This is a genomic window from Undibacterium pigrum, assembly GCF_003201815.1.
Taxonomy (GTDB): Bacteria; Pseudomonadota; Gammaproteobacteria; order Burkholderiales; family Burkholderiaceae_D; genus Undibacterium; species Undibacterium pigrum.
Genome location: NZ_QJKB01000014.1, coordinates 1 through 24,971 on the forward strand (window position 1 = coordinate 1; position 24,971 = coordinate 24,971).

Annotated in this window: 27 protein-coding genes; 20 read left to right on the forward strand and 7 right to left on the reverse strand. The window is 51.4% G+C overall.

Going from position 1 to position 24,971, the window contains the following annotated elements; genetic code table 11:
- From DFR42_RS29355 to DFR42_RS25135, 6 genes are all read left to right on the forward strand, one after another.
- A partial coding sequence (locus DFR42_RS29355) for a beta strand repeat-containing protein (RefSeq protein ID WP_170133674.1) occupies positions 1 to 4,038 on the forward strand: 4,038 nt, incomplete at its 5' end.
- Positions 4,039 to 4,370: 332 nt separating this feature from the next.
- A complete protein-coding gene (locus DFR42_RS25115; RefSeq protein WP_110257813.1) occupies positions 4,371 to 4,784 on the forward strand; it encodes a GntR family transcriptional regulator in 414 nt (137 codons plus the stop codon).
- A gap of 2 nt (positions 4,785 to 4,786) precedes the next feature.
- The gene (locus DFR42_RS25120) at positions 4,787 to 5,674 is read left to right on the forward strand and encodes an ABC transporter ATP-binding protein (RefSeq protein WP_110257814.1); all 888 of its coding nucleotides are present in this window, start codon (positions 4,787 to 4,789) and stop codon (positions 5,672 to 5,674) included.
- Positions 5,675 to 5,732: 58 nt separating this feature from the next.
- Positions 5,733 to 7,169: a hypothetical protein gene (locus tag DFR42_RS25125; RefSeq protein WP_110257815.1), complete on the forward strand. Its 1,437-nt coding sequence runs from the start codon at positions 5,733 to 5,735 to the stop codon at positions 7,167 to 7,169.
- A gap of 16 nt (positions 7,170 to 7,185) precedes the next feature.
- A complete protein-coding gene (locus tag DFR42_RS25130; RefSeq protein WP_110257816.1) occupies positions 7,186 to 7,404 on the forward strand; it encodes a hypothetical protein in 219 nt (72 codons plus the stop codon).
- A gap of 56 nt (positions 7,405 to 7,460) precedes the next feature.
- Positions 7,461 to 8,042 carry a helix-turn-helix domain-containing protein gene (locus DFR42_RS25135; protein ID WP_110257817.1) on the forward strand — a complete coding sequence of 194 codons (582 nt, stop codon included), beginning with the start codon at positions 7,461 to 7,463 and terminating at the stop codon, positions 8,040 to 8,042.
- 79 nt (positions 8,043 to 8,121) lie between these two features.
- Here the strand turns inward: DFR42_RS25135 and DFR42_RS25140 are convergent, their stop codons facing one another.
- Positions 8,122 to 8,943 carry a phosphate/phosphite/phosphonate ABC transporter substrate-binding protein gene (locus DFR42_RS25140; RefSeq protein ID WP_110257818.1) on the reverse strand — a complete coding sequence of 274 codons (822 nt, stop codon included), beginning with the start codon at positions 8,941 to 8,943 and terminating at the stop codon, positions 8,122 to 8,124.
- A gap of 247 nt (positions 8,944 to 9,190) precedes the next feature.
- Here DFR42_RS25140 and DFR42_RS25145 point away from each other — a divergent pair, with 247 nt between their 5' ends.
- From DFR42_RS25145 to DFR42_RS25170, 6 genes are all read left to right on the forward strand, one after another.
- Positions 9,191 to 9,634, forward strand: coding sequence for a DsrE family protein (locus tag DFR42_RS25145; protein WP_110257819.1), 444 nt, complete (start codon positions 9,191 to 9,193; stop codon positions 9,632 to 9,634).
- Positions 9,635 to 9,836: 202 nt separating this feature from the next.
- Positions 9,837 to 10,325 carry a hypothetical protein gene (locus DFR42_RS25150; protein ID WP_110257820.1) on the forward strand — a complete coding sequence of 163 codons (489 nt, stop codon included), beginning with the start codon at positions 9,837 to 9,839 and terminating at the stop codon, positions 10,323 to 10,325.
- 202 nt (positions 10,326 to 10,527) lie between these two features.
- On the forward strand, positions 10,528 to 10,938 hold the full coding sequence (locus DFR42_RS25155; RefSeq protein WP_110257821.1) for a hypothetical protein: 411 nt from the start codon (positions 10,528 to 10,530) through the stop codon (positions 10,936 to 10,938).
- Positions 10,939 to 11,068: 130 nt separating this feature from the next.
- Complete coding sequence (locus DFR42_RS25160) at positions 11,069 to 11,548, forward strand: Rrf2 family transcriptional regulator (protein ID WP_110257822.1); 480 nt, start codon at positions 11,069 to 11,071, stop codon at positions 11,546 to 11,548.
- Entirely contained in the window at positions 11,517 to 12,434 is a 918-nt protein-coding gene (locus tag DFR42_RS25165; RefSeq protein ID WP_245937084.1) for an NAD(P)/FAD-dependent oxidoreductase, read from the forward strand. The genes DFR42_RS25160 and DFR42_RS25165 overlap by 32 nt, the downstream gene beginning before the upstream one ends.
- 113 nt (positions 12,435 to 12,547) lie before the next feature.
- Positions 12,548 to 12,985 carry a PilZ domain-containing protein gene (locus tag DFR42_RS25170; protein WP_110257824.1) on the forward strand — a complete coding sequence of 146 codons (438 nt, stop codon included), beginning with the start codon at positions 12,548 to 12,550 and terminating at the stop codon, positions 12,983 to 12,985.
- Between the two features lie 513 nt (positions 12,986 to 13,498).
- On the opposite strand, the gene DFR42_RS25175 is transcribed toward DFR42_RS25170, so the two are convergent.
- Positions 13,499 to 13,867, reverse strand: coding sequence for an MmcQ/YjbR family DNA-binding protein (locus DFR42_RS25175; RefSeq protein WP_110257825.1), 369 nt, complete (start codon positions 13,865 to 13,867; stop codon positions 13,499 to 13,501).
- A gap of 126 nt (positions 13,868 to 13,993) precedes the next feature.
- Positions 13,994 to 14,413, reverse strand: coding sequence for a hypothetical protein (locus tag DFR42_RS25180; protein WP_110257826.1), 420 nt, complete (start codon positions 14,411 to 14,413; stop codon positions 13,994 to 13,996).
- Between the two features lie 141 nt (positions 14,414 to 14,554).
- Between DFR42_RS25180 and DFR42_RS25185 the strand changes: the two genes are divergently transcribed.
- From DFR42_RS25185 to DFR42_RS25205, 5 genes are all read left to right on the forward strand, one after another.
- Complete coding sequence (locus DFR42_RS25185) at positions 14,555 to 15,382, forward strand: helix-turn-helix domain-containing protein (protein WP_245937085.1); 828 nt, start codon at positions 14,555 to 14,557, stop codon at positions 15,380 to 15,382.
- A gap of 87 nt (positions 15,383 to 15,469) precedes the next feature.
- Positions 15,470 to 16,111, forward strand: a complete 642-nt coding sequence (locus DFR42_RS25190; RefSeq protein ID WP_110257828.1) for a glutathione S-transferase family protein — start codon at positions 15,470 to 15,472, stop codon at positions 16,109 to 16,111.
- A gap of 30 nt (positions 16,112 to 16,141) precedes the next feature.
- On the forward strand, positions 16,142 to 16,453 hold the full coding sequence (locus DFR42_RS25195) for a hypothetical protein (RefSeq protein ID WP_110257829.1): 312 nt from the start codon (positions 16,142 to 16,144) through the stop codon (positions 16,451 to 16,453).
- Between the two features lie 12 nt (positions 16,454 to 16,465).
- On the forward strand, positions 16,466 to 16,990 hold the full coding sequence (locus DFR42_RS25200) for a hypothetical protein (RefSeq protein WP_146218968.1): 525 nt from the start codon (positions 16,466 to 16,468) through the stop codon (positions 16,988 to 16,990).
- 186 nt (positions 16,991 to 17,176) lie between these two features.
- Positions 17,177 to 17,755 (forward strand): YdeI/OmpD-associated family protein, encoded by a 579-nt coding sequence (locus tag DFR42_RS25205; protein ID WP_110257831.1) that lies wholly within the window; start codon positions 17,177 to 17,179, stop codon positions 17,753 to 17,755.
- A gap of 3 nt (positions 17,756 to 17,758) precedes the next feature.
- On the opposite strand, the gene DFR42_RS25210 is transcribed toward DFR42_RS25205, so the two are convergent.
- From DFR42_RS25210 to DFR42_RS25220, 3 genes are all read right to left on the reverse strand, one after another.
- Positions 17,759 to 18,574 carry a substrate-binding periplasmic protein gene (locus DFR42_RS25210; RefSeq protein ID WP_170133675.1) on the reverse strand — a complete coding sequence of 272 codons (816 nt, stop codon included), beginning with the start codon at positions 18,572 to 18,574 and terminating at the stop codon, positions 17,759 to 17,761.
- A 305-nt stretch (positions 18,575 to 18,879) separates the two neighbouring features.
- Positions 18,880 to 19,719, reverse strand: coding sequence for a hypothetical protein (locus DFR42_RS25215; protein ID WP_110257833.1), 840 nt, complete (start codon positions 19,717 to 19,719; stop codon positions 18,880 to 18,882).
- A 114-nt stretch (positions 19,720 to 19,833) separates the two neighbouring features.
- Complete coding sequence (locus tag DFR42_RS25220; protein ID WP_342766869.1) at positions 19,834 to 20,622, reverse strand: short chain dehydrogenase; 789 nt, start codon at positions 20,620 to 20,622, stop codon at positions 19,834 to 19,836.
- Between the two features lie 144 nt (positions 20,623 to 20,766).
- On the opposite strand from DFR42_RS25220, the gene DFR42_RS25225 reads away from it, so the two are divergent.
- A complete protein-coding gene (locus tag DFR42_RS25225; protein WP_110257834.1) occupies positions 20,767 to 21,651 on the forward strand; it encodes a LysR family transcriptional regulator in 885 nt (294 codons plus the stop codon).
- Positions 21,652 to 21,697: 46 nt separating this feature from the next.
- Here DFR42_RS25225 and DFR42_RS25230 read toward each other — a convergent pair whose 3' ends face one another.
- The gene (locus DFR42_RS25230) at positions 21,698 to 22,261 is read right to left on the reverse strand and encodes a rhomboid family intramembrane serine protease (RefSeq protein ID WP_170133676.1); all 564 of its coding nucleotides are present in this window, start codon (positions 22,259 to 22,261) and stop codon (positions 21,698 to 21,700) included.
- 290 nt (positions 22,262 to 22,551) lie between these two features.
- Between DFR42_RS25230 and soxC the strand changes: the two genes are divergently transcribed.
- Together soxC and DFR42_RS25240 are read left to right on the forward strand one after the other, a co-directional pair.
- Positions 22,552 to 23,916 (forward strand): sulfite dehydrogenase, encoded by a 1,365-nt coding sequence (soxC, locus tag DFR42_RS25235; protein WP_110257836.1) that lies wholly within the window; start codon positions 22,552 to 22,554, stop codon positions 23,914 to 23,916.
- Entirely contained in the window at positions 23,900 to 24,931 is a 1,032-nt protein-coding gene (locus tag DFR42_RS25240) for a c-type cytochrome (RefSeq protein WP_245937087.1), read from the forward strand. Before soxC ends, DFR42_RS25240 begins: the two co-directional genes overlap by 17 nt.
- Positions 24,932 to 24,971: the final 40 nt, after the last annotated feature.

Below are 24,971 nucleotides of genomic sequence, written 5' to 3' on the forward strand. Positions count from 1 at the left end.
ACTTACAACACGACAGAAAACGGTGTGAACCTGAATGCACAGTCCACAGCCAATGCAGTTGCTCGCGTTGTCACAGACACGATCAACCTGGGTGCAGGTAACGATACACTGGTTACTTACGGTGCGATCAACCTGGCTGGTGCACAACTGTCCAACATTGAAAACATCACGTCCAATTCAGCAGTCGTGATTACAGCCAGCCAATACGCAGCCCTGATAGCTGCACGTGCTGCCTTGAACCTGTCTGGTCCGGTATTGACCTTCTCTGGCGTTGGTCCGCATCAACTGACTATCGTTGATGACGTAGCGGGTGCGAACAATATCGACTTGTCGTTTATCTCCATCACTGGTGGTACGCTGGTGTATGACGTGACATCTTCTTCCAATGCGACGGGTGGTGGCGTGAATAATACGACGACTTCCGGTGCGGTGACGGTATCTGGCAGCGGTGTCGCGATTGCTGGCACCATAGGCACCAGCCCATCGAATGGCGGTGGCCAGGCTGCCAATGGTACTGCGCTGACTGCAGGCGGCACCTTCAATGGCACAGCTGGCCTCAATGAAAATTTCACCGGCAATGCCGCTGCCCTGGTCGGTACAACCGTCAATGGCAACAATGGTGACACTGACACTATCACCATCTCTGGTGGCGGTACGGTGAATATTGGTAGTGGTAATACCATCACCAATATCAAGACACTGACGATGGACAGTGCCGCTGCCAATGTCGTCTTCTTCTCGGTTGCAAATTCTGGCATTACCACCGTCAATGGCGGTTCAGGCAATGATTATGTTGATCTGGCGAATAGCGGCAACTCCATGCTGGCTGGCAATGTCAATCTGGGTACAGGCACCAATACCCTGGTCATGGAAGGCAAAACCTATACCGGCACCTTTGTGTCTGGCTCGGGCACATCGGATACCTTGTACCTGTTCAATGGCAGCAATATCAGCGCGGCCAATGTCAGTGGTTTTGAAACTGTCAATATCAACAATAACGCGTCTGTCACCATGACAGCTGCACAGTTTGCAGGCTTTACTACCTTCACTGCCGGTGGAACAGAAACAGTCAACCTCACGACGGCGGGTACGGTCACAGCTAATGCCAATGTGGAAAACTATGTATTGGCCAATGGCAGCAATACTTTTACAGGTGCGGCTGGTCTGATCTCTGTTAATGGTGGTACTGGTAGCGACACTATCAACGTCAGTAGCGTCATGATCTCTGCTACTGTTGCTCCTAACGGTATCAACGGTGGCCTGGGTGCTGATACGCTGAATGTTAGTGCAGTCACTGCTGCCCTGGACATGTCTGCCAAAGTGACAGGCGTTGAAACAGTGAATGTCACTGGCGGTACCAACGCTGCATGGACAGTCACTAACGAAAATGGTGCTGGCGTAACGCTGAACTTCACCAAGTCTGCAGCTAACGACATCAACAACATCACCCTGGGCTCAGGCGGCCAGACCCTGAATATTCTGGGTACAGGCACAGGCCGCACCACCATCACCGGTGGTTCTGGTGCGGATATCATCAATTTGTCTGCCACAGCAACCGGGGCGGATGCGATTGCCCTGGGCTCTAACATCAATGCCATTGATACCGTCAATAACTTCAAGGCAGCAGGCGCTGACCTGTTTGCTACAGGCGTAGTCCCGACTTCGTTGAATAACCTGAGCATTGCCAATGCCGACAGCAGCAATCTGGCAGCAGCCATCGCCACAGCAGCAACTGCAGCGGGCGCGACCCTGGCAAATACAGGCCAGGCTTATACCATTGTCGTCAATAGCGGTACGGCGGCAGGCATTTATGCCTTCCAGAATACTGGCGGCAGCGTAGGCGCAGTCGATACCGGCGATTTCATCGTCAAGCTGGGTGGTACAACAGGGACCATCTTTGCTACTGATTTTGGTATTGCCAATGCGGTTGCCGTCACACCAGGTGGCACCTTTAACGGTACCGCTGGTGCCAATGACATCTTCATGTCCACCATCCCTGGCCTCAATGGTACGACTATCGCCGGTAATGCAGCAGACACTGACGTGCTGACGCTGACCACGGCAGGCACGGTTACCATCAACAATGGCTCAACCGGTGGCACGCTCAGCAATCTCAAGGTATTGAACCTGGCCAATGGCACCAATACCATTACCTACAATACATCAGCTGGCTTCACCACCATCAATGGTGGTAGTGGTGATGATACCTTTATCCCCAATACGGCCTTGTTGCCTATCGTGGTCAGTGGCGGTCTGGGTACTGACACCATCGTACTGTCCGCAGCCTATGCTGCTGTCGCCTCTGGCTCGGGTACTTTCGCCGGCAATGTGACAGGGTTTGAGAAATTGCGCCTCACCAGTGTAACCAACCAGACCATAGACTTGCAAACCCTGGGTAACTATAGCGACGTTACTTTCTCTGGCGCAAACGGACTGACAATGAGCAACTTGCCTAGCAATGGCAACATCACGCTCAATGGCACGGGCACAGCGTTCACTATTTCCAACGCCGCCTTTGCCGGTGGCGTCAATGATATCGTCAATCTGACGCTGACAGATGCCAGCACTTCAGCTGTCGCCTTCGCCACCACCGGTATCACTGCATCCGGCGTCGAGACTTTCAACATCACCACCGTCGACGGCCAGGCCACACCGACAGGTCTGTTCAATGACACGCTTACCATACTCGGCAACTCGGTCAAGAACATCTATGTCAGCGGCAATGCAGGCCTGACCATGCCAGCCACCAGTACATCGCTGATTAATGTTGATGCCAGCGGCATTACCCTGGGCGGCTTTACCTGGACAGCCAATGCCCTGACAAGCACAGCGACAGTCAAAGGCAGTGCCAGTGGTACCAATACTGTCAACATGAACTCTGCCACGGCTGGTGTTGACTACACGGGCGGCACAGGTAACGACAACATCACGATCAACGCCACGGTTTCCAGCACTGCGGCACTGGGTGGTGGCAATAACAGCCTGGCTCTGAATGGCGTGACCCTCCTCGGCACTTATACCGCTGGTAATACTGGTACAGACAGCCTGGCGTTCTTCTCGTCGACACCGGATATCAGCAATGCCACGATCACCGGTTTTGAAAACCTGACAGTCGTCAATAATGCCAACATCACCATGACAGCAGCGCAGATGGCGCAATTTACCGGCACCGTCAATGCTTCAGGAACCGAGACCATTAACCTGACAACCGCTGGTACGGTCACAGCCTTTAGTGCCGTAGAAAAGTACAACCTCGCCAACGGCACCAACAACTTCACTTCAGCCAACGTGGCTGTCAGCGTCATTGGCGGTACAGGTACGGATACGTTCAATTTTACGGCCAACCAGATCGCCAACTTCCTGACCACGGTGGACGGTGGTAATGGTACGGATACCCTCAATGTCGGCGCCACCACTACCCAGAACCTGGACTTTAGCACCAAGATCGCCAGCATCGAAATCATCAACGTGGCAGGCAGTACAGGTACGGCCAGCGTCACCAACCCGGATGGTGCGGGCGTGACCCTGAACTACACGAAGAGCACAGGCGACAACACCATTACCCTCGGTACTGGCGGCCAGACCCTGAACCTGCTCGGCTCGAGTGCCTCATCCACCACCGTCACAGGTGGTGCGGCAGTCGACACCATCAACCTGCAGTTCTCAGGTTCCGGTTCTGAAACGCTGATAGAAACCGGTGCCAATATGTCAAACAGGACGCAGGTCGACATCGTCGGCAACTTCAACTCCACAGGCACTGACTACTTCAAGACGGGTGTCAATGCGGTGAGTGTGGGTTCCTACATCATCGGTAATGCCGATACGGGCAACTACCTGACTACCATCGCTTCTGGCCTGTCTATCGTACTCAACAACACTGGACAGTCTTACCTGATCACGATACAAACGGGTACCGCAGCAGGTACTTACCTGTTCCAGAACACTGGTTCAGATACCAGCCAGTTTGATAATACCGACTTCTTCGTACAGTTGACGGGTACTATCGGTGGTATTGGCGCGGGTAATCTGATTGCATAAAGAAGTATTTCGCGAGGACGGGTATCAGTTCTGATTCCTGTCCGTAGTATCGCAATATCGCACTACTCAAGACGCCAGCTTAGCTGGCGTTTTTTTTACCTCCCGTCTACCACAATTTCTGCGCCAGCTTGCCACATCCAGAAAATCTGCCAGCATTTTTCTGAAAATTGCTTGAATTTGCAAATTCAGTGTATTACTATATTAATACACAAGGTATCGGTGTATTAGTCATTAATCCCATGTGTAGTTACCCCAACGTACTCGTCCTGATGATGGGCGTGTCCAGGTATTCGCTTAAACACGATGAAAGGCCAGACCATGGAACATGAATCATGAATGCGCCAGCCAGCCAGCGCCAGTTGGGCGCGGAAATATTCCAGGTGACGACCGGGAGTAGTGAACCTATCTATCGCCAGTTGATAGAACAATTGCGACGCCTGCAAGCGGGCGGGCAAATTACCGCTGGTGATGCCATGCCATCTGTACGTGATGTTGCCAGCGAGCTTGGCGTCAATCCCATGACGGTATCCAAGGCTTACAGCATGCTCGAAGCAGAAGGATTGCTGGTACGCCGTCGTGGCCTGGGCATGGAAGTCGCGGCACAGGCCAGCGGCAATTCCGATATTGAATCACGGCTGGAACTGCTGCGCCCCAGCCTGGAACGCATCGCCCTCGAAGCCAGCCAGCTGGAGCTCGATGCCAAATCCGTCATCACACTATTGACCAGTATTCTCAAAGGAAAATGAACATGCAAGCTCAGTTAAATGCCCCGGTACAGATACAAGGATTGAGTAAATCTTTTAGCGGGCAAAGCGTCCTGAAAAATCTCGACTGGCAAATTACACCAGGCAGTATCGTCGGCCTGCTGGGGCGCAATGGCGCAGGCAAATCGACATTGATAGAGTGCCTGCTGGGTTTGCGTGATATTGATGGTGGCAAGTCCAGCCTGTATGGCGAAGCGGCAGGGCAACTTAGTGCCGAAACCAGGGCCAGGATAGCCTATGTGCCGCAGCGTAGTGACCTGTTTGAATGGCTGACGGCAAGGCAGATGCTGGCTTACTTCCAGCTACTGTACCCACGCTGGAACGCGAGCAAGGTTCAGTCCTTGATGCAAGCCTGGGAGCTACCTTATGACAAGGTCATCAACAAACTCTCAGTCGGGCAAAAGCAGCGCCTGTCCATCATACGCGCACTGGCCCATGATCCTGAGCTGCTTATCCTCGATGAGCCAGTATCCAGCCTTGACCCGGCAGGCCGCCGTGAATTCTTGCGCGAACTCATAGACCGCGTCATCGAAAAGCAGACGACTATCGTGTTCTCTACCCATATCCTGTCTGACCTTGAAAGGGTGGCGATGGACGTCGCCTTCCTCAATGGCGGGCAGATCGTGCACCAGCAATCACTGGACGACATGATGGACAACACTGTACGCGTCTTCGCAGCACCTACGGTATTGCAAGAGTTACAGCCGACAAAAATACTACGCCAGTCAGCAACTGCGAAAGACGGTGATGCTGCAGAAGCCAGGATGCTGGCTCAGTTCAGCCACGAACAACTGCAGGCATTGCAGGTGCGACGCGATGTGCGCTTTGACAAGCTGAGCCTGGAAGACTTGTTCATAGAAATGACGCAGTGAACACCACGGACTGAACACATCATTTATTCAAAACAATACCTGCGTTGAGAGAGAAAACATGAAAGCCATTATTTCAGTATGGATGCAGCCTGTGTATGCGCGCATCAATGCCGGCATATCAAAGACCATGTATGTCCTGCTTGGGCTGACAATGTTCGCACCTGCTGTTGTCGTTTTCCTGGCCAACAGGCTAAGCGTTGACTGGACCGCAATGTCACTGGCTTTGCTCGCTGGCGTGGGCATCGTGCTGTGCCTGTTGTTGTTCTTCTGGTTTTTCTTGCTGATTCCCAGTATTGCTCTGCAATATAGTCCGGCAAATGCGATGCTGGTACCTGGACTCAAGCGCACACTGCAGGTCGCGGTGGCCATCCCTGTCTTGTTGATACCAACAGGCATTGCACTGTTCTACTTCAAGGTAAATCACGGTGATTTCTTTGTCAGCTGGCTTTTGGGCGTGGTAGTCCTTCTCATTTATACCGCAACCATACGCACACAATGGGTCTTCACATTAATCGTGCTGATTAGTGTGATGCCTATACGTTTTGATGGTAAGAGTGGTTTTCTTTCCGCAGTAGTCTGGAATCAGCCAGCATTGTTCATGGTTCTTGGCCTGGCGTTGACAGCATTGGTGCTGTCCTGGGTATTCAAATCCGATGGAGACCAGCATTACAGGCGCAAAGAAAATTTCGCCATGATGCAAAAACAAATGAACGGCGAAGAAATTGCGAGTAAGCACTACACCCTCGATTTCATTAATCCTTATAGCTTGCTGTTACACCTGAACATGAAAAAAGTCAGCAAAAAACCGGCAAAAGCCAACAACTTGATGTTGTTTGCCATGGGGCCGCAAGTATTCTGGCTGACCAGCTTCTTGTCCGTGATATTCATGGCTGGTCTGGTGTTCGCTTTCTTTGCAATTTTTGGTAATCAAAGCAGCAGGTTTGACGAAAAAAATATAGCCCTGGCTTACTTTATTGGGCTGGTGTCCCTGCTCTTGCTGCCGCCCATTTACAGCTCCATCGTGCGCTCATCAGTCTATCAGCGCAAGGCAGAGCAGGGCTTGCTGATGTTGACGGCAGGGCTACCTAATGCGCATGAGCAGGGCAAGTTGCTCCTGCAATCCATGTTGCGGCAGTTACTTGGATTGTGGTTGGTGACTACCTTTATTTTCGGCAGCGCTGCTTATCTGCTGGAAACCTCAGTACGCTTGACTGGGCTGATCTGGATCACCAGTTTCTGCCTGTTGCCCGTGAGTGTGTTGAGCCTGAATAACTATGCCCGTATGAAGTCGATATACCAGACTTCATTGCTGGCAGCGATAGGTTTGCCGCTGGCACTTGGCCTGGTAGTCATTGTCGTTTGTACGCTGACAGGAGATGTGCCTGCATGGCAGACTTGCTCGGCCATCACCGTGGCGACAGTACTTGCCATCTGCTGGCGCTGGCGCAAGCTTAAGCAGACAGGGATAATTTTCCCGGCGGGCCGGGCGGTATAAAGCAGAGGGGCGCAAAATGCGTATCTTGATTGTTTTGAGCAGTTTTATCTTGCTGGTGAGCATGCTGATGCCACCAGAACTGCCTGCTTTGCATAAGCAGGCCGTACCGGCAAGCCTGCGATTTTTGCGGGATGTCGGGGCTAGCCTGGGGCGATGGAAGTTGACGAAAAACAGTGCCCTGATTGAAATTTTCTTGCCAGGATTATACTTTAGTATAGGGCACGAGCAGCCTTAAATGGCCTATATTCTCAGACTTAGCAGAGTTGAATTCATCAACCTAAGGACGTCATAATGAGTATGGTCATGCAAATGTGTTCACAGCCTATCAGTAGTAAAGAAGATGCCAGAAGCCTGAGTGCCATGGAGCAGTATGAGCGACGCCGCCAGGTGGTACGCGCGCATGAGCGCGGTGCCAAAAAGGTCCAGATCGCCCGCGAACTGGGTCTTAGCTATACTGCAGTATGTCTGATTATTACGCGCTATCTTAATCAGGGTGCAGATGCCATATTGCCGCATAAGCGAGGACGTCGCTCAGGTGAGGGCCGCGCCCTGACCAGCGAACAGGAAACGCAGTTGCAGGAAATGATAAAGGAGAAGAACCCGCGTCAATTGCAACTGGACTTTCATGAGTGGAACCGCCCGGCTGTGGCTGAACTCATCAATAAACACCTGGGCGTGCAGATGCATATACGCTCGGTCACCAACTACCTCAAACGCTGGAATATCGTGGTGGAAAGAGCTGAGCCGCGGCAGCAGCAAGTCAGGTCAGCAATGCCATTGGCAGCGCCTGTCGTTACGACTGCTATTACGACTGTTATTGCGCCTGCCGCTGAAACTGCCCGCGAAGAGAAGGTCGCCACTCCTTTGGATTAATATGGACTGCACCGGTGTTTCAATCCATCTCACTCAAGGTAGTGACATGGCTTGAAACATCTTTTCCCGCAAAAATTATTTACCCCAGCCACTTCAGCAAGTCGCGCAGGCGCTGGTCATTACTGGCCGTATCAAATTCCTTGATGCCCAGTTGCTTGAGTACCTGCTTGCCAGCTTCATTCTCAGTCAATAGCGCCAATTCTTTTTTCAAGGACTGTATCTGTGCCGGGGTGATTTTTGCATGCGCAATCAAAGGCTGATAAGGCTGGAGCTGGCTGCTGTGTATGACCCTGTGCCCGGTTTTCTCCAGATTCTTGGCGACACCAGAATAAGAGGCAATGCCACCCACATCTGCCAGTTGGTTATCCAGGTAAAACAGGACTGCACCTTGCTCTTTGGCATACTGAATTTTTTCTGTCGCCAGATTAAAGCCTTTGTGCGTCAGCTCGGCTGAACAAAACTTCGACATATAGGAAATTTTTTCAGGCAGGGCGATACGCTTACCCTTGACATCGTTGATGCTGTTCAGCGGCGATGCCTTGGGAACGATGAGCAGGCACTGACCATCTGGTTTGGAAGTAGACACTAACTGATATTTGTAGTCCCTTACACCACGTGCAGGGTAGTCGCTGGGGCGGGCGATGACAAAGTCCATCTTGCCAGCCTTCATGCCTTCTTCCAGCTGGGAAAATTCGCGCGCCACTACCACAGTCACCTTCTTGCCCAGTGCCTTGCCCATTACTTCAGACAGACCGGTATATTTTTCTATTACCTGGGCAGCATCAAGGCCGCCAGAAGTGCCTTCACTGACATACAGGCTGTAATTGTTCTGCGCCTGGGCATGAACTTGTGTCAGCGCAGCTGTCAGGACACATGCAGAAATCGAGAGAATTTTTTTCATATTCATCATCCTGGAAACTGTTGACCCTGGTCGTACACATGCTAAACATGGACTTTTGTGTAAAAGTCCATGTTGACGGAATGGTCAACTGTAATCCAGTTAAGTACCTTCAGGCAATCATTTTTAACAATCTCCGTCAGATTTTTTTATCTTTTGTGCCATAAGCAGACACGTAAATTTCATGATAGCCATCGCATAAATCTGGTATCTTTGCCGCATCAGAATGGCAAAAATAACAGGAGTGAACATGAGACAGCTTAGCCGCGCATTGATGATGACCCTGCTGCTTGGTAGCCTGGCGCCCGCCAGTGTCATGGCGCAACAGCAAACCAAAGCACAGACGGTGCAAAAATCCAGGGTGGTTTTCCAGGTCAGCGATGGCGACAGCAAGAAATGGGACCTGGCCCTGAACAATGTCAGAAACGTCATCAAGGACATGGGCAAGGACAATATCGAGGTCGAAATCGTCGCCTATGGACCGGGCATAGACATGTTCAAGTTCGAATCGCCTGCAGCCAGCCGCATTGATGAAGTCATCAAGCTGGGTGCCCATGTCGTGATCTGTGAAAACACCATGCGTGCACAAAAAATCACCAAGGCAGACATGCTCGATAATCTTGAGTATGTAGAGGCAGGCGTATCGCAACTCATCAAGCGGCAGCAACAGGGGTATGCCTATATTCGCCCATGATCAGGCCGTGATCATATCTGACCGGATCATGATTACATCTTGATTCAATTGTTGCAGATGACTGAGGCATCATGCTGATGCGTTTGCTTGCTCCAGGCTTCACTACACAACAATCTTGATCCCTGGTGCAAGCAGGAATCTGTCAGGCAAGTGCTCCAATGCCGTTCGTAAGGATGGTTCCTTTTAGCTGAAAGTCTCTGCCATGCCCTCGTCCCTGATACGGAAAATTGCCTCCTTCCTCTTGTTGCTGTGTTTTTTCCTGCCACTATCCACATGCTCTTTCAAGTCTGATAAAGCATCCAGCAACAAGGAAGTTGCTGCCAGCAAGGCGGCAGAAAATACACCGCTAACAAGCAAGGATGAATCCCTGTATGCCTATGACATCGTGCAGAGTGCTTTCGACGACCTGCGCAAAGAAGAAATGACAGGAAGCATCATGATGCTGCTGGCAGTTTTTACGGTTTTCTTTTTACCTGTAGGTTTGCTGGCCTTGAAAGAAAAACCTCAAGCCATCGTGACGATACTTGCTTCAGCCGGCGCAGGTTTTTCCTTATTCTTTTGGGTCATCCTGGGTCGCACACCGCAAATAGGTGGTGTGCTGGCGATTATTTGCTGGAGTAGTTTGTTTGGACTCAGTCTGGTGGTGCTGGGGCGCTGGTGCTTGCTATGGTGGCGGCAGCGGCAGAAATAATGAGGTAACAGCGATGTTGCCAGCTAATTGGGAAAGAAATAGCTTTTATCAAAAGTGTAAGCACTGGTGACAAACTGCGCTTATGCCTGCTGTTGAGAAAATTATTTTCATGGAATTTGTTACAAACAATTCAGCACGTGCTCTCCTTGAAATTTAGAATGCAAAGCTCTTCAACAGTCTTTCTCAATATCAGGACACACCTATGAAAATTTCCAGACTCGCCGCTATTTTATTGCTCTTGCCTTTGACTGCGTTTGCAGGCAAGGCTGAACGTGACTTCATGACGAATGAAGTAGATCCGGCTATCAAGGCTGCGACTGCCAGTCTGAAAACATCGTGTGGTTGTGACGTTAAATTTGACGTTAAGGTCGACAGTTTTCAAACAACGGACGACATGTTCAAGATCAAGTATTTCGCCTCTACCATCAAGGACAATACTGCTTCTTATTGCTCTGATGCCGCCACCAAAAAAGCCATATGCAAGATGAAGTCCATCGAATTCAGCAAGGCTGCGTCAACTTACCTGAAGTTTGCTGCTGGCAAGGTAACAGCAACGACGGATGGCACTTCCCAACCTTCATGGGAAATGTTGACCAGGGAAGTCGATAAATAAGCGTAATACCTCGCGCTTGCGGGCGCTAAACAAAAATAGTGTAGAGCAGGGATAGTCCAAAAGACTATCCCTGTTTTTTTTATTTTTTAAATTCCTGCAAATTTTCTGATTATGTACTATCATTAGTTACATGAGACGAGATAGCAAACTTTCCTCCATCCTCCATGTGCTTTTGCATATGGCGCATGGGCAGCGGGCCATGACTTCTGAAGAGCTGGCGCAATACCTTACGACTAATCCTGTACTGGTCAGGCGCGTGCTGGCTGGCTTGCGCAGCCGTGGCTATGTCAGTTCAGACAAAGGCCATGGTGGTGGCTGGGTGATCTCTTGCGATTTGCAAACTGTGACTTTGCGCGACATCTATGATGCACTCGGCGCACCCACTGTCTTTGCCATGGGCAACCGCAATGACAACCCGGAATGCCTGGTCGAGCAAGTCGTCAATGAAGCCCTCGCTACTGCCTTTGATGAGGCCGAAGCCTTGCTTATCGCCCGTCTGGGTGATGTGACGCTGGGTGATCTGGCAAAAGAATTCAGCCACAAATTTAATGCACACAGCAAGAAGAAGGAGAGTAAGCATGAGCACAATTACCAGGGGCATGATGCTTGATGCCATCATCATCGGCGGCAGTTATGCAGGGCTCTCCGCTGCTATGCAACTGGCACGTGCCAGAAGGCAGGTGCTGGTCATAGATGGCGGCCAGCGCCGTAACCGTTTTGTCGAATATTCACATGGTTTTCTTGGGCAGGATGGGAAAAAAGCCAGTGCCATCGCCAGCGAAGGCAAGGCACAGTTGATGGCCTACAAAACCGTCAGTTGGGTGGAAGGGCAGGCCATATCAGCCTTGCCGCAGGGTGAAGGTTTTGCTGTTGCTGTTGAGGGACAGGCTAGCTACCATGCACGCAGGCTGATACTGGCAACCGGCGTAAGTGATCAATTGCCTGCGATAGAAGGCCTGGCAGAGCGCTGGGGTCGCAGCATTTTCCACTGCCCGTATTGCCATGGCTATGAAATCGACAATGGCCGCATAGGCGTACTGGCTTCCGGGCCGCTATCCCATCACCACGCCATGATGCTGCCAGACTGGGGCCAGGTCACTTTGTTTACCAATAATTGCTATGAGCCAGATGCAGAGCAATTGGCAGCTTTGCACCAGCGCGGCGTCCGTATAGAAGCCGCTTCTGTACGCAGGATCAGCGGTGTCGCCACGGTAGGATTGCAAGACGGCAGGCAGCTGGAAATGGATGGTTTGTTCACCCTGAGTACGGTGCGCATCAATAGCCCCTTTGCTGAACAACTGGGTTGCGAAATGACAGAAGGCCCCATGGGAACCGTCATCCGCACCAACGAGATCAAGGCCACCAGCGTGCCCGGTGTATTTGCGTGCGGCGACGCTGCACGCATGGCAGGTAATGTAGCCATGGCAGTCGCTGATGGTGCGATGGCCGGGGTGGCGGCACACCAGTCCATGATCTTTGAGGCAAAGGCTGCGTAATCACGTTGGGGGGATGGATATTCCAGTCATGTTCATGACATAAATCTGGAATAAATTTCTGTCTGTTGTAAAAAGACGAGAAATTCCTTCCACCTGACTTGAGCATAGATTCCATGAACCCGTCTGAAAACCGTCGCCACCAGCGCGTGCAATTCTTCCTGGTCCCTCTCGGCACTCACGAGATACGCCCAGTCTGGGTATTCAATTCCCCCGAACACGCAGACGCCTTGCCAGCCCTGCTGGTCAACCTCAGCACAGGCGGCATGCAAGTGCTGACTGAGCTGGAAGCAGAAATGCCAGCAGGCCAGTATCAGCTCAGCTTCCTGCCAGACGAAGCCCAGCATGATGTGACCCTGGGAGATTGTCGCATCCAGCTACTGTGGACAGAACGCGAAGCAGGCATGCACACCAGATCAGGCTTTGCCTTTGTTGAACAGATACCCGCAGACTTGCAGGATTTGCTGGTGCATGAAGATGCCGCAAAGCTGTTTTTGCGTTGTGTGATTATGCCGGTGAGTAAGGTTGCAGACAGGGACCTGGAAACTGCTTGAGATACCAGCTACAGTCATGCATGACTTGAGTTTGTAATATGATTACTGGCCGCGTTGACGTTGCTTTTGACTTTCTGCAGTTCCCATGTGTAGACGCCGTTTGTGCATTACAGAAAATGGAAAAAGAAGGACCGCTGTCTGAGCCGCAGGCGAGTTTCGGGCCTTCCCATTTTTTGTAATGCACAAACGGGCACCCCCTTCAGGGGGCGGCTACGCCTGGGTCGCCTTCTTTTGCATTCTTTTCTTGGCGAGACAAGAAAAGATTGTAGCTGTCGGGCTACCCCCGACCTGCAATCGTAAATGACGTGTAAACGTATTTCAAAAACAAATGCGCAAAGCACGACGAATCTGAAATTAATATAGCTAACAGCATGTGACGAACGCCACTGGAGCGCCAGCCCGGTGGAATGACGTTAATACAGATACGGATAATACGGATACGAATTGTCAGATGATAGGTGATAATTAGAAACTAAAAATCCTAGTTCTGCTGATATCAGAAAATCTGAAAACTCAATCACCCCCACCCATCAAAACCTCCTCCCGCTTCTTCTTGGTCAATCCAGACAAAGCCTTCTGATAAGAATACTCCAGCAATTCCCGCAAATATTCCTCAGGAAATTGCTCGACGGAGACTATGGTCACCCAATGAAACCGCCCCATATACCGCGCCGGTTTAACACCCTGCGTATCAGTCAGCTCAAGAAAACGCCCAGGCATTACCCGTATGCTAAAGCGCCAGCGTTCAGGTTCGCTGGTCTTGAAGTAGGCAAAGGTTTTTTCGCCGACGCTGTACACCAGTATATTGCTGGGCGCATCGTGTAATCTTTCACGGGCACCAGCATAACTGGCACAGAGTTTTTTGAGAGCGGCTAATTTCATGTCGGGCTTAAGGGCAAAACGTAAAAGGAATACACCAGTGCCTCAGTGTATTGCAATTGCGATAATTTTGCTTGACGCAAGAAAAGGCAAGCCCGGCTTGCCCTCCCGACTAATTTGCGCGCTCACTCAACCACGCAAGCCACGATATTCCAGCACAGAAAAGGCCAGCACTACCACCGCCTGCACACTGACAAAAACAAAGCCCAATACGGTGGGTTCAAACCAGACTTCCATCGTCAATATACTGGCGATGACCCAGCCCAGATTGCCCAGTATGACGACCCATACCAGAAAGGCAGGCGGCTTTTTGTCACTGCCAGCACGGCTGGTAAAGCCTACCAGTGCTGCGACGGGAAACAGGCTGGCACCCGCCATGAATAAAAAATCCCTGGGCAAGCCCAGCAAGCCAGACAACAGGCCAGCAGCAGCGACCAGCAATAAGCCCATGGCAAGGCCGGTCAGGGCATCGAGTGCCAGGATGGTTCTCAGGGACAGGGCAGGGGCATGCAGTTTGACGGCAGCAGATGTATCAGATGCAGTTGACATGATGTATCTCCAAAAACAGTTGAGGGGATTGCAGTTTCGCTCTACATTTGCAGCAAGTCGATTACCTGGCAGGTAATGGCCGTGATACAGCAATGCAGTGATAATCCAGCTTCAACATCCAGACATTTTCGGGAGTCGCAATTGAGTCATCTCATCTCTGTTACAGACAAGGCCGCAGCCGACACCTCAGTCGGTACATTGATACGTGAATGGCGCACCCAGCGCAAATTAAGCCAGATGGAACTGGCACTGGATATCGACATCTCGCCACGCCACCTGAGCTTTGTAGAAACCGGCCGCTCCAAACCCAGTGCCGAATTGCTGATGAACATCGCCAGCCAGCTTGATGTGCCTTTGCGCGCCCGCAATACCTGGTTGCTGGCAGCGGGTTATGCACCACGATATAGTGAGCAGGGGCTGGATACGGCACGCATGGCCCAGGCCAAAGCGGCAGTGCAGCGGCTGCTGGACACCCACGACCCCTATCCCGGTGTGGCACTGGACAGACACTGGAATGTGGTTTTACATAACCGCGCGGCTGAGAAACTCATGGGTTTGCTGCCACCAGAATTATTGACGCCAGAGATCAATATCTTCAGGGCCAGCCTGCATCCACAAGGTTTTGCGGCCTACACCAAAAATTTCTCTGAATGGGGCAGCTATCTTTTACAGGTCTTGCAAAGGCTGATGCTCAGCGGCCGCGATGAAGACATCGTCGCGCTGGTAGAAGAAGTGCATGCCTATCCCAATGTGATCGCACTCAAGCAGCAAACGCCGCTCACGCAAACCACAGAACCATCCCTGCTAATACCGTGCGTGATGGAGTTGTACGGGCAAGAGCTGTCACTCTTCACCACCCTGACCACCTTTGGTAGCCCGCGTGACATCACCCTGCACGAGCTATGCGTGGAATTATTTTATCCGGCGGATACGCAAACTGAAGTGTTTTTAAAGGCCATGGGAGGGTAAGGGTAGTGATTATGCACAATGGCTAAATCTTGGTAAGATGCCTGTTCTCTTGACGTATCTTCTTCTCCCCGTTTAAGGACACGCATCATGTACAAACTGCATAGCCTCTGCCAGTCCGGTAATTCCTTCAAGGTCGCTTTCTTGCTGCGCGCCTTGAACCAGCCTTTTGAGAATGCCTTTGTTGATATGTTCCAGGGCATGACACGTAACGATGATTGGCGTGAACAAGCCAATCAAATGGGAGAGGTGCCCATACTCGAAGATGGTGAACGCGTGCTGACGCAGTCAGGCGTCATCCTTAGCTACCTGGCCAACAAGCACGGGGCTTTTGGTGGCAAGAATGAAGATGAAAAACTGGAAGTCTTGCGCTGGCTCTTGTTTGACAACCACAAGTTCACCAGTTATTTCGCCAGCTACCGCTTCAATAAATCCTTTGGCCCTGCGGCACCTGATCCGGCTGTGCAAGCCTGGCTGCTGGGCCGTATCGACAATGCCTTTAATATCGTCAACAAGCATCTGGCAGACCGTGAATACATGGTGGGTGATGCACCGACAATTGCCGATTTTTCCCTGAGTGCCTATCTGTTTTATCCTGAAGAAGAAAGTGGCTATAAGATAGAGAGCCGCTACCCTCACATCGCTAACTGGCTGGAGCGCCTGCGCGCCTTGCCGGGTTGGGCGCATCCTTATGAAGTTTTGCCGGGTGAGAGGATTATGCCGAAGTGGTAAGCGATTGATCAGGACTATTTCGGAAACAGCATGACAGTCAAAGTAAAGCACAGCATTAATATCGCAGAATTGCGCAGCATCATTAATTCCATACTGTCGCATGTGGAAGATGATTTGCAATTGAAAGAAGTGGAATTGACTGAAGACTACTACTGGGCCATGCCAGATGACTCCCTGTATAAAATACTGGAGGATGCTCAAGCACCCAACATAGGTAGTCTGTATGACGACCTGGAATTCATCAAGCCCTTGCTGCACGATAAGACGCAAACATTTCCATTGATGTTGATTCATGTCGCACCTTTGTTGGAATATCTGGCACTGAATATTAAAAAAGTATAGGGTGGGTGATTGATGCTAAACAAAATTTTTGCTTGTGCGTCTTTCTGTGCATGCAGTCTCTTTTTAACTTCTTTGCTATTGAATGACGCCTTTGCCGATGCTCCCCTGCAAGCCCCTAAAAGAACTACATTCGTTAGCGAAAACAAGCAATACCTGTTGAGATCTGATCCACAGCTTGGTACTCAAGCGATGGATAAAAATAAAAAGCTGTTATGGAAAGTCACTGGCTGGTTTCGTCTTGCTTTCATCAGTAACGATGGGGAATATTGTGTAACCGTTTATGAGGGCTTGAATCTGATTCCCAGGGACTATCGGGAAGATATGATCATGTTGACCTTTTGGAAGCATGGCAAGCTACTGCGCAAGTTGACTTTGAAAGACATTGTTCCAGACAAAAGCATCTTGCAAGAATCCGCGTCGCATTATTATTGGGGTAATACCACAGGTATTAATGAACAGGGGAAATTTGGACTGGAAAGAGCAGATGGCATGCGCATGTATTTTGATGTTCGTACGGGTAAGCTTGTAGATGCTTGAACATTCACCTTGATGTTTTTAAGGACTGGAAGGCTAAGGTTTTGATTGGCTGGAAGGTGTGTTTCATCACTCTTTATCGTTGATCCAATAAAGTATTTCCAGCACCAGTGCTAGTTAATAAACGCATTTGCACTAGCATGTATTTATAAGCAATGCAGCACATTTTATTTTGTGGAGAATAAAAATATGAATCCCAAAGTCGATGCCTATGTCAGCAAAGCCAAAACATGGAAAGAAGAAATCGAGCTGTTGCGCAGCATCGTTCTTGAATGCCCGCTGACTGAAGAGCTGAAATGGGGTAATCCATGCTATACCCATGAGGATAAGAATGTCGTCCTCATCCATGTATTTAAAGAATACGCCGCACTCTTGTTCTTCAAAGGCTCTTTGTTGAAAGACAGTAAGGGTGTCATGATCCAGCAGACAGAAAATACCCAGGCCACGCGGCAGTTGCGTTTCACCAGCGTGAGTGAAATCAGCAAGCTGAGAACCACCATCAAAGCCTATGTCAAGGAAGCGATTGCAGTCGAAAAAGCGGGTTTGAAAGTGGAGTTTAAAAAGACTACAGAATTCAACATGCCTGAAGAATTCCAGGCCAAACTGGACAGCATGCCTAAACTGAAAAAAGCTTTTGATGCCCTGACACCTGGGCGGCAACGAGCTTATCTGCTGCATTTTTCCTCGGCTAAACAATCCAAAACCAGGGAGTCAAGGGTAGAAAAAGCGATTCCGCAGATACTCGATGGTAAAGGCCTGGATGATTAAGCTTCAGTATCTCGGCCCTTCATAGCGCATCTCACGCGCCAGCTTGTTGCCTACATGCCGGGAAAAAATTTGCTCCAGCGTGCCATCGTCGGCCATGCTGTAGATGGCTTTCTTCATCAGGTCACGGCGGGTTTTGCTGATGCGTTCTCTGGAAATGATGAGTCCATGTACGATGCTGTCTTGCGGTGCCCAGTCCAGCAGCTGGATTTGCTTGTTGATGTCTTCTTTTTTTAGCAGGGGTTCCCATACCGTGGGCAGGACCATGATCGCGTCTACGCGTTTTGCCAGGAACAGGCGTAAGAGGCTGTCAAAGTCGGATGCCTCATGTACCCGTTTTTGTCCCCATAATTTGTCTACCCATTCGTCAAATTGAGGGCCATGTTTAAAGCTCTTGATGATACCGACTTTTAAATTGGCGTCTGCCAGAAAACCTGCCATGCTCAGGCCGTGCGCTGGCATGTCGCGATGTAGCAAGACATAATTTCTGGTAGAAAAGTAGGGGATGAATTCAGCAAACTTCTCCCGCTCAGGTGTAGGTATGCCAGAGACTGACATGTCCAGGGTGTTGTTCTTCAATTGCGCCCAGATGCGTACCCGCGATTCCAGCACAGTCTCAAATTTGCAACCACTGCGCTTCGATACTTCTTCGACTACGTCCTTGTCTATGCCTGCATAACTACCATCGGCATGATGGTAATACAGGGCGCCCAGTTCATAGTAAGCCAGCTGTATGCTGCCGCAGCCCGAATTGAACTCTGCGGCAAGGGCAGGGATACTGTGCAATCCCAGTATCAAGAATACAAGTGCAATGAGCTTCATCTGCGCACTCCCGGACCATCTTTTCTTTAGCCTAGTGTCAGAAAGCATCTTGCGCAATAGTCGAAACGATAAGACTGCTTGCGAGGCATTGCGCTGACGTGCGCTTGCCCCACATTTTTTTGTCAGCGCCAGCCTGTTTTTCTGAAGTAGTCAGTTATTGCCCTCTGGCATATGGGTTTGCTGGGCAATGATGTTGAAGACTTTGCCTGTCAGAGCAAAGTCTTCAGGTATTGCTAACAATTGTAAATTGGAGGCGAAACTGTGGTGGCAGTAAATCATCTCAGGCTTGCGGTATTAGCCTTCCATCAAAGCCGCAGAGCGGGATGCGTGCTTGGCCTTAATTCTTCATGGTAATTGGGGGCACGGGTTTGCATGGTTTGCGAATTGCCCAGGACGGTGGTGGTGGTCAGTGCGGGCTTGTCGCTACCCCAGCAAGCCAGGGCAGAATTGCGGTTGCCATGCAGGTCGATGATGATGCGTCTGGCAAGATGTTCAGGCAATTCCTTTGAGGGCGCAGCAGGCCTGGTCTTGGGCGGCACGACGATGGCGTCGCCAGGTGCGATCCACAAATCAGCCAGCGATATTTCCTGCACATAGGGTCGCCAGCGTGCCACGCTGATGACCAGGGGGCGGTCGTCCTGAGAGAAAAACACATGGGGGAAGTCATGGAATTCCAGGTCAGTGGGATTGTGTGTCAGTAACTCGCGCCGCCTGCGCTGGCCTATGTAGGGCGACTGGTGGCCCGCCCATTTACCATAGGTGTACTGGGCCATGATCATGCCCTCATATTCAAAGCGCAGGCACTCACCGCTTTTCAGCAAAGTCATGCCAAAGGCTTGTACGCTTTCCCTGGTCGCTGCGATGGCCTCGTAATGAACTTCATCTGACTTGAAATCAAACTCGGTAATCTGATAAGGGTGGCCATCGTTGGGGATGGTCTTGGGCTGGTGACTGATGCCCTTGTATTTGACACCCCTGTCCAGGTCAGGATTGTCTTTGGCTATGCTGATCTCAGTGCCGAATACCTTGCGCAATTGCCTGCCATGACCATGGTCATTGTATAAAAATGGATATTCCCTGGGCAGCAGGTCAATATAGGGGCCATCTTCAATAAAGACAGGTGCGTCAAAGGCTTCGTTGCTCACGGTGGGTACTCCTCAGTTAGCATGCACTCAATTAGCACGTATCCCATGCTGGTTTGTCATGCTAACTGCTTGCGCGTACTTTGTGTAATTTTTTGATAATTATTTGCTTGCGCATCAACGCACGGTATAGACCTGCCCGGTCTGTGCACCTTCCACACTCTTTGCATAGGCCAGACCCACGCGCTTGGCGGAAACAGCTTCAAATCCAGGGAAAAAACTGCCCAGAGCCGCAACCGATGCTTCCAGCAAGCCAGGGCTGACGACATTGATACGCAAGCCGCGTGGCAGCTCGATTGCTGCGCCACGCACAAAACCTTCCAGCGCACCGTTGACCATGGCGGCGCTGACACCTGAGCGTATCGGCACCTCGCCAACTATGCCGCTGGTCAGGGTAATCGAGCCACCATCATGCAGATAGGCCTGGGCAATTTGCGCGACATTGACTTGCCCCATGAGTTTGCTATTGAGGCCGATATGAAAATGCTGCTCTTCTATTTCATTGAGTGGGGCAAAGTGCACACTGCCTGCGGCAACGACTACTCCGTCGACCTTGCCAGTGCGTGCAAACAGGGCGCGTATTTGCGCGCTGTCGCTGATATCAAGCTGGATATCACCGCTGGCTTTGCCGACGCGGATAAGCTCATGGCGTGCACCCAGTTCATTGCTGATGGCGCTGCCTACTGTGCCGTTGGCACCGATGATGATAAGTTTCATTTTCCCTCCGGTTGGACTTACGCAAAACCGCCCCAGCTGCGTTGTAGCTCCAGCATGTAGCAAATTCGGTACTAAAGTACTGTCTTCGTCGCTACGGTGCAGTCGGGGTTTCAGACAATATATTGTCTGCCGACGTAACGAACCTCCCTTTACGGGAGGTTCCCCAAAGCGAGAGCCTTGCTGGGACAATTTTGCGTAAGTCCTGTGGCTTTGTTAGGTTATTTTAAGGGCATACATATGCCCTGGAATTAAGTATCATCCAATTTCCAATATAGATAAATATCCAGAAAATACATATATTGCTAAGTATTGGTTAGTAATGGAGGTAGGTGCATGGATAAATTACGCAGCATGGAGGTGTTTGTCGCCGTGGTGGATGCGGGCAGTTTTACTGCTGCTGCAGCACAGTGCGAGATATCGCCTGTCATGGTAGGCAAGCACATACAGTTTCTTGAAAAACTGCTGGGCGCACGCCTGCTGACACGCACTACGCGGCGGCAAAGCCTTACTGAGCTGGGTGTGCAATATGCCGAGCAATGCAAGGCCATCCTGAGCCAGATCAGTGAGGCAGAATCCGGTGCTGCCAGAATGCGAGGCGGTGCCCGAGGCGTGCTGAAGATCACTTCACCGGTGACCTTTGGCAGTGAAATGCTGGCCCCGGCCATGGTCGATTATCTGGCAACTTACCCTGAAATGCGCGCCGACCTGCATATGAACGACAGGCTGGTCGATGTGGTCGAAGATGGTTTCGATGCCGCCATACGCATAGGCCAGCTGGAAGACTCTACCCTGGTTGCCCGCCCGTTGCGGCCCTATAGCATGATGATCTGCGCTGCCCCTGCTTACCTGAAGCGCAGGGGAATACCCCGCACACCGGCAGATTTGACTGCACACGAATGCCTGGATTTTTTACACTGGAACAGGCATGTGCGCTGGCGCCTGACAAAAGAAACTGAGGAGGCTACAGAAATTCCGGTCAGCCGTTTGCGTTCAAATAACGGTCAGGCCTTGAAGAGTGCTGCCGTGGCTGGCTTTGGCATCGTCATGCAATCTGAATTGCTGCTTGCCAGCGAGGTTGCCGCTGGCAGGCTGGTGCCACTGATGGAAGACTATGTACCCGCACCGCGGCCCATGCATTTACTCTACCCGCGCGACAGGCAACCTACACCCAAGCTATCTACTTTCATAGATTTTATGCTGGGCAGGTTTGGTTTGTAGTGCGGACATGACAATCTCAATAGTGAGGAGGGTTTTCATGAGGGACTTATCCGACCTGAGGCGCTTTCTTTCCAGATATTAGGATGATGGCGAGACTGATGAGTAAGCCCGCAACAAAACCATATAAATGCCCGGCCTTGATCCCCGCAATGGCATGCACGTCCAGCGCCACCTGTATGGCGACGATCATGCCAGCAAACCATGTCAGCTTGCTACGTGGCAGCAAGATAAAGGTCGCCGCGCATAAAGCCATCAGGGCTTGCGATGCGCCATCAGTCACCAGGGCAGGGTAGGCCCAGACGCTGGCAGCCTGGCCCGCGAGACCACCAGGTAGATAGACGGACAAAAGTAGCAGACTGCCCCGCGCATTTTCCAGCGAGCTGGCCAGTATCAGTATGCACATGGCATTGAACAACATGTGCAGGAAATGCACATGCAAGAATTGCGAGACCAGCAGGCGCCACCATTCATGGGTGACGAACAGTTCACCAGTTGCTGCACCCAGTTGCGGCAGGGACAATGATCTTTGTGAAGCAAACAATGGCTTCCCAAAATACAGGGCAGAGACTATCCAGCCTGACAGTATCAGGATGAAGATCGCAATCGACATTGGTGATCTGAAGAGAATATTCTTATGATGCATCTTGATGAAATAGCATGTTTGCATAAATGCCAGAATCTATCATGAAGAGATTGTTGCAGCAGTTTTTTTTGCATTGCACAAAAGAAAGTATTTGCTTTTTCTGTTTCCTTATTTGATTATATGCGCAAATAGTATTATTTGCGCCTGATCAAAGACAGATCAGTAAAATTGTGTTCAGGGCATAAACTGCAGCTTCAGGCGGTAATAGCACGCTGGCACAGGAAGAACCTAGTATCTCATTGGAAAGTTTCAGTCTCATGTCTATGCAGATTAAAAAGTCCGGTCTTTTGCGTCGCGCTCCCGAGAATTTTCTGGATGCGCCCTTGCGCCAGGCGATTACCGAGCAAGGCTTGAATGATGAGCGGCGAGGTTTCCTCCGCAAGAGCTTTGCTGCCGCAAGCGCCGCATTGGTATCAGGTGTGGCAATGGCCAGGCCGGGCACTGCGCCAGAAGGCGATGGCGATCCGCTGATACTGAATGTGCAGGATCATGCCAAGACCCTGGGTAACCCGGTTGTCATGCAGGGCTATGGCCAGCCTTCAAAATTTGAAGCCAATCTGCAACGCCGCCAGTCCCCTGGTCTGACGCGCGTGCCCCAGGCTTCTGTCTCATTTGCGCCCTTGCAGGGCTTCTTTGGCATCATCACTCCCAGTGGCCTGCATTTTGAGCGTCACCATCAGGGCTGGATAGACATAGACCCGCAACAACACCGCTTCATGATCAATGGCCTGGTGCGCGAAGCCAAGGTCTATACCATGGATGACCTCATGCGCTTGCCGTCGGTATCGCGCATGCATTTCATAGAATGCGGCGCCAATAGCGCGACTGAATGGGGCAACGTTGCCGTACCGACGGTGCAATACACTCATGGCATGCTGAGCTGTTGCGAATTCACTGGTGTACCCCTGTCCGTCTTGCTTGACGATTGCGGCATAGACCGCAAGAAAGCCAAATTTGTGCTGGCTGAAGGCGGCGACGGTTCTGCCATGACACGCACGATAGACATTGCCCGCGCCATGGATGATGTCATCGTTGCTTATGGCATGAACGGCGAAATGCTGCGGCCAGAAAATGGCTACCCCCTGCGCCTGGTCGTGCCGGGAGTGCAGGGCGTGTCCTGGGTCAAATGGTTGCGCCGTATCGAAGTCGGTGACCAGCCCTGGGCAGCCAAGGATGAAGCCATTCATTACATCGATCTGCAGCCAGATGGCTTGCACAGACAATATACCTCGGTGCAGGAATGCAAGTCCGTCATCACCACACCCTCAGGCGGGCAAATGTTGCTGGAAAAAGGTTTTCACAATATCACCGGCCTGGCATGGTCGGGCCGTGGCAAGGTCAAGCGTGTCGATGTTTCTGCCGACGGTGGTCGCAACTGGCGCACAGCCAGGCTGGAAGGCCCGGTCCTGGGCAAATGCCTGACCCGCTTCAACATAGACTGGAACTGGGATGGCGGGCCAGCGATCTTGCAATCGCGCGCCATGGATGACACTGGCTATGTACAGCCCAAAATCAATCAACTGCGCGAAGTGCGTGGCACCCGCTCGATTTATCACAATAATGCCATCCAGTCCTGGAGCATCAATGAAGACGGCGAGGTCAGCAATGTCCAGGTTGCCTAGTATGAAAATGCTGACGAAAACTTTCGGCGCGCTGGTGCTGGTCACTACCAGCCTGGCCGCCAGTGCCGATAATCATCCAGGCATAGGTCGCGCTGCCACGCCTAAGGAAGTGGCAGCATGGGATATCGATGTGCGCCCAGACTTCAGGGGTTTGCCAAAAGGGCGTGGCAGTGTAGACCAGGGTCAGCAAATCTGGGACGGCAAATGCGCCTCATGCCATGGCACTTTTGGTGAGTCGAATGAGGTATTTACCCCCATCGTGGGCGGCACCACCAAGGACGACATCAAGAATGGCCGCGTGGCTGCATTGTCAGGCAATAGCCAGCCACAGCGTACCACCCTCATGAAAGTAGCGACAGTCTCTACCCTGTGGGACTACATCAACCGCGCCATGCCCTGGAACGCACCCAAGACCCTGACCACGGATGAAGTGTATGCCGTCACGGCCTACATATTGAATATGGGCGGCATCGTTGCCGATGATTTTGTCATGTCGGACGATAACATCGCCGAAGTACAAAAGCGCATGCCCAATCGCCTGGGCATGACAGAAAAACATGGCCTGTGGCAAACCAAAGGCAAGCCAGACGTAAAGAATGCCGCCTGCATGAAAGACTGCCTGAAAGAAGTCCAGATCACCTCAGAACTGCCAGGCTTTGCCCGCAGCGCCAATGGCAACCCGGCTGAACAAAACCGCATGGTGGGTGCCGTGCGTGGGGTGGACTTGAACAAGGCCACCGTAGTCAAGGTCAGACAGCCCGCCGCTGATGAAGGTTTGAAGCTGGCCAAGCAATACGCCTGCACCGCCTGTCACGGCATCAAGGATAAAGTGGTAGGCCCGGGCTTTGCCCAGATCGCTGAAAAATACAAGGGCGACGCCAATGCCGAAGCCAGTCTCAGCAAAAAAATCAAGCTGGGTGGCAGTGGTGCCTGGGGTGCTATCCCCATGCCACCGCAAGGCCATGTCAAGGATAGCGAAGTCAAGACCATGCTGGACTGGATCATGCGTCAGTGAAATGAGTGACGCTGATGAAAGGGCAAGGAATTTTTCAGAA

Bases quoted from the DNA above. Each gene is read 5' to 3' on its own strand.
- DFR42_RS25230 (WP_170133676.1), bottom strand. From the start codon at position 22,261: ATGTCGATTGCGATCTTCATCCTGATACTGTCAGGCTGGATAGTCTCT.
- DFR42_RS25190 (WP_110257828.1), top strand. From the start codon at position 15,470: ATGTACAAACTGCATAGCCTCTGCCAGTCCGGTAATTCCTTCAAGGTC.
- DFR42_RS25175 (WP_110257825.1), bottom strand. From the start codon at position 13,867: ATGAAATTAGCCGCTCTCAAAAAACTCTGTGCCAGTTATGCTGGTGCC.
- DFR42_RS25130 (WP_110257816.1), top strand. From the start codon at position 7,186: ATGCGTATCTTGATTGTTTTGAGCAGTTTTATCTTGCTGGTGAGCATG.
- DFR42_RS25195 (WP_110257829.1), top strand. From the start codon at position 16,142: ATGACAGTCAAAGTAAAGCACAGCATTAATATCGCAGAATTGCGCAGC.
- DFR42_RS25160 (WP_110257822.1), top strand. From the start codon at position 11,069: ATGAGACGAGATAGCAAACTTTCCTCCATCCTCCATGTGCTTTTGCAT.
- DFR42_RS25140 (WP_110257818.1), bottom strand. From the start codon at position 8,943: ATGAAAAAAATTCTCTCGATTTCTGCATGTGTCCTGACAGCTGCGCTG.
- DFR42_RS25180 (WP_110257826.1), bottom strand. From the start codon at position 14,413: ATGTCAACTGCATCTGATACATCTGCTGCCGTCAAACTGCATGCCCCT.
- DFR42_RS25165 (WP_245937084.1), top strand. From the start codon at position 11,517: ATGAGCACAATTACCAGGGGCATGATGCTTGATGCCATCATCATCGGC.
- DFR42_RS25240 (WP_245937087.1), top strand. From the start codon at position 23,900: ATGTCCAGGTTGCCTAGTATGAAAATGCTGACGAAAACTTTCGGCGCG.
- DFR42_RS25115 (WP_110257813.1), top strand. From the start codon at position 4,371: ATGAATGCGCCAGCCAGCCAGCGCCAGTTGGGCGCGGAAATATTCCAG.
- DFR42_RS25135 (WP_110257817.1), top strand. From the start codon at position 7,461: ATGAGTATGGTCATGCAAATGTGTTCACAGCCTATCAGTAGTAAAGAA.
- DFR42_RS25125 (WP_110257815.1), top strand. From the start codon at position 5,733: ATGAAAGCCATTATTTCAGTATGGATGCAGCCTGTGTATGCGCGCATC.
- soxC (WP_110257836.1), top strand. From the start codon at position 22,552: ATGTCTATGCAGATTAAAAAGTCCGGTCTTTTGCGTCGCGCTCCCGAG.
- DFR42_RS25120 (WP_110257814.1), top strand. From the start codon at position 4,787: ATGCAAGCTCAGTTAAATGCCCCGGTACAGATACAAGGATTGAGTAAA.
- DFR42_RS25200 (WP_146218968.1), top strand. From the start codon at position 16,466: ATGCTAAACAAAATTTTTGCTTGTGCGTCTTTCTGTGCATGCAGTCTC.
- DFR42_RS25145 (WP_110257819.1), top strand. From the start codon at position 9,191: ATGAGACAGCTTAGCCGCGCATTGATGATGACCCTGCTGCTTGGTAGC.
- DFR42_RS25170 (WP_110257824.1), top strand. From the start codon at position 12,548: ATGAACCCGTCTGAAAACCGTCGCCACCAGCGCGTGCAATTCTTCCTG.
- DFR42_RS25225 (WP_110257834.1), top strand. From the start codon at position 20,767: ATGGATAAATTACGCAGCATGGAGGTGTTTGTCGCCGTGGTGGATGCG.
- DFR42_RS25155 (WP_110257821.1), top strand. From the start codon at position 10,528: ATGAAAATTTCCAGACTCGCCGCTATTTTATTGCTCTTGCCTTTGACT.
- DFR42_RS25205 (WP_110257831.1), top strand. From the start codon at position 17,177: ATGAATCCCAAAGTCGATGCCTATGTCAGCAAAGCCAAAACATGGAAA.
- DFR42_RS25150 (WP_110257820.1), top strand. From the start codon at position 9,837: ATGCCCTCGTCCCTGATACGGAAAATTGCCTCCTTCCTCTTGTTGCTG.
- DFR42_RS25210 (WP_170133675.1), bottom strand. From the start codon at position 18,574: ATGAAGCTCATTGCACTTGTATTCTTGATACTGGGATTGCACAGTATC.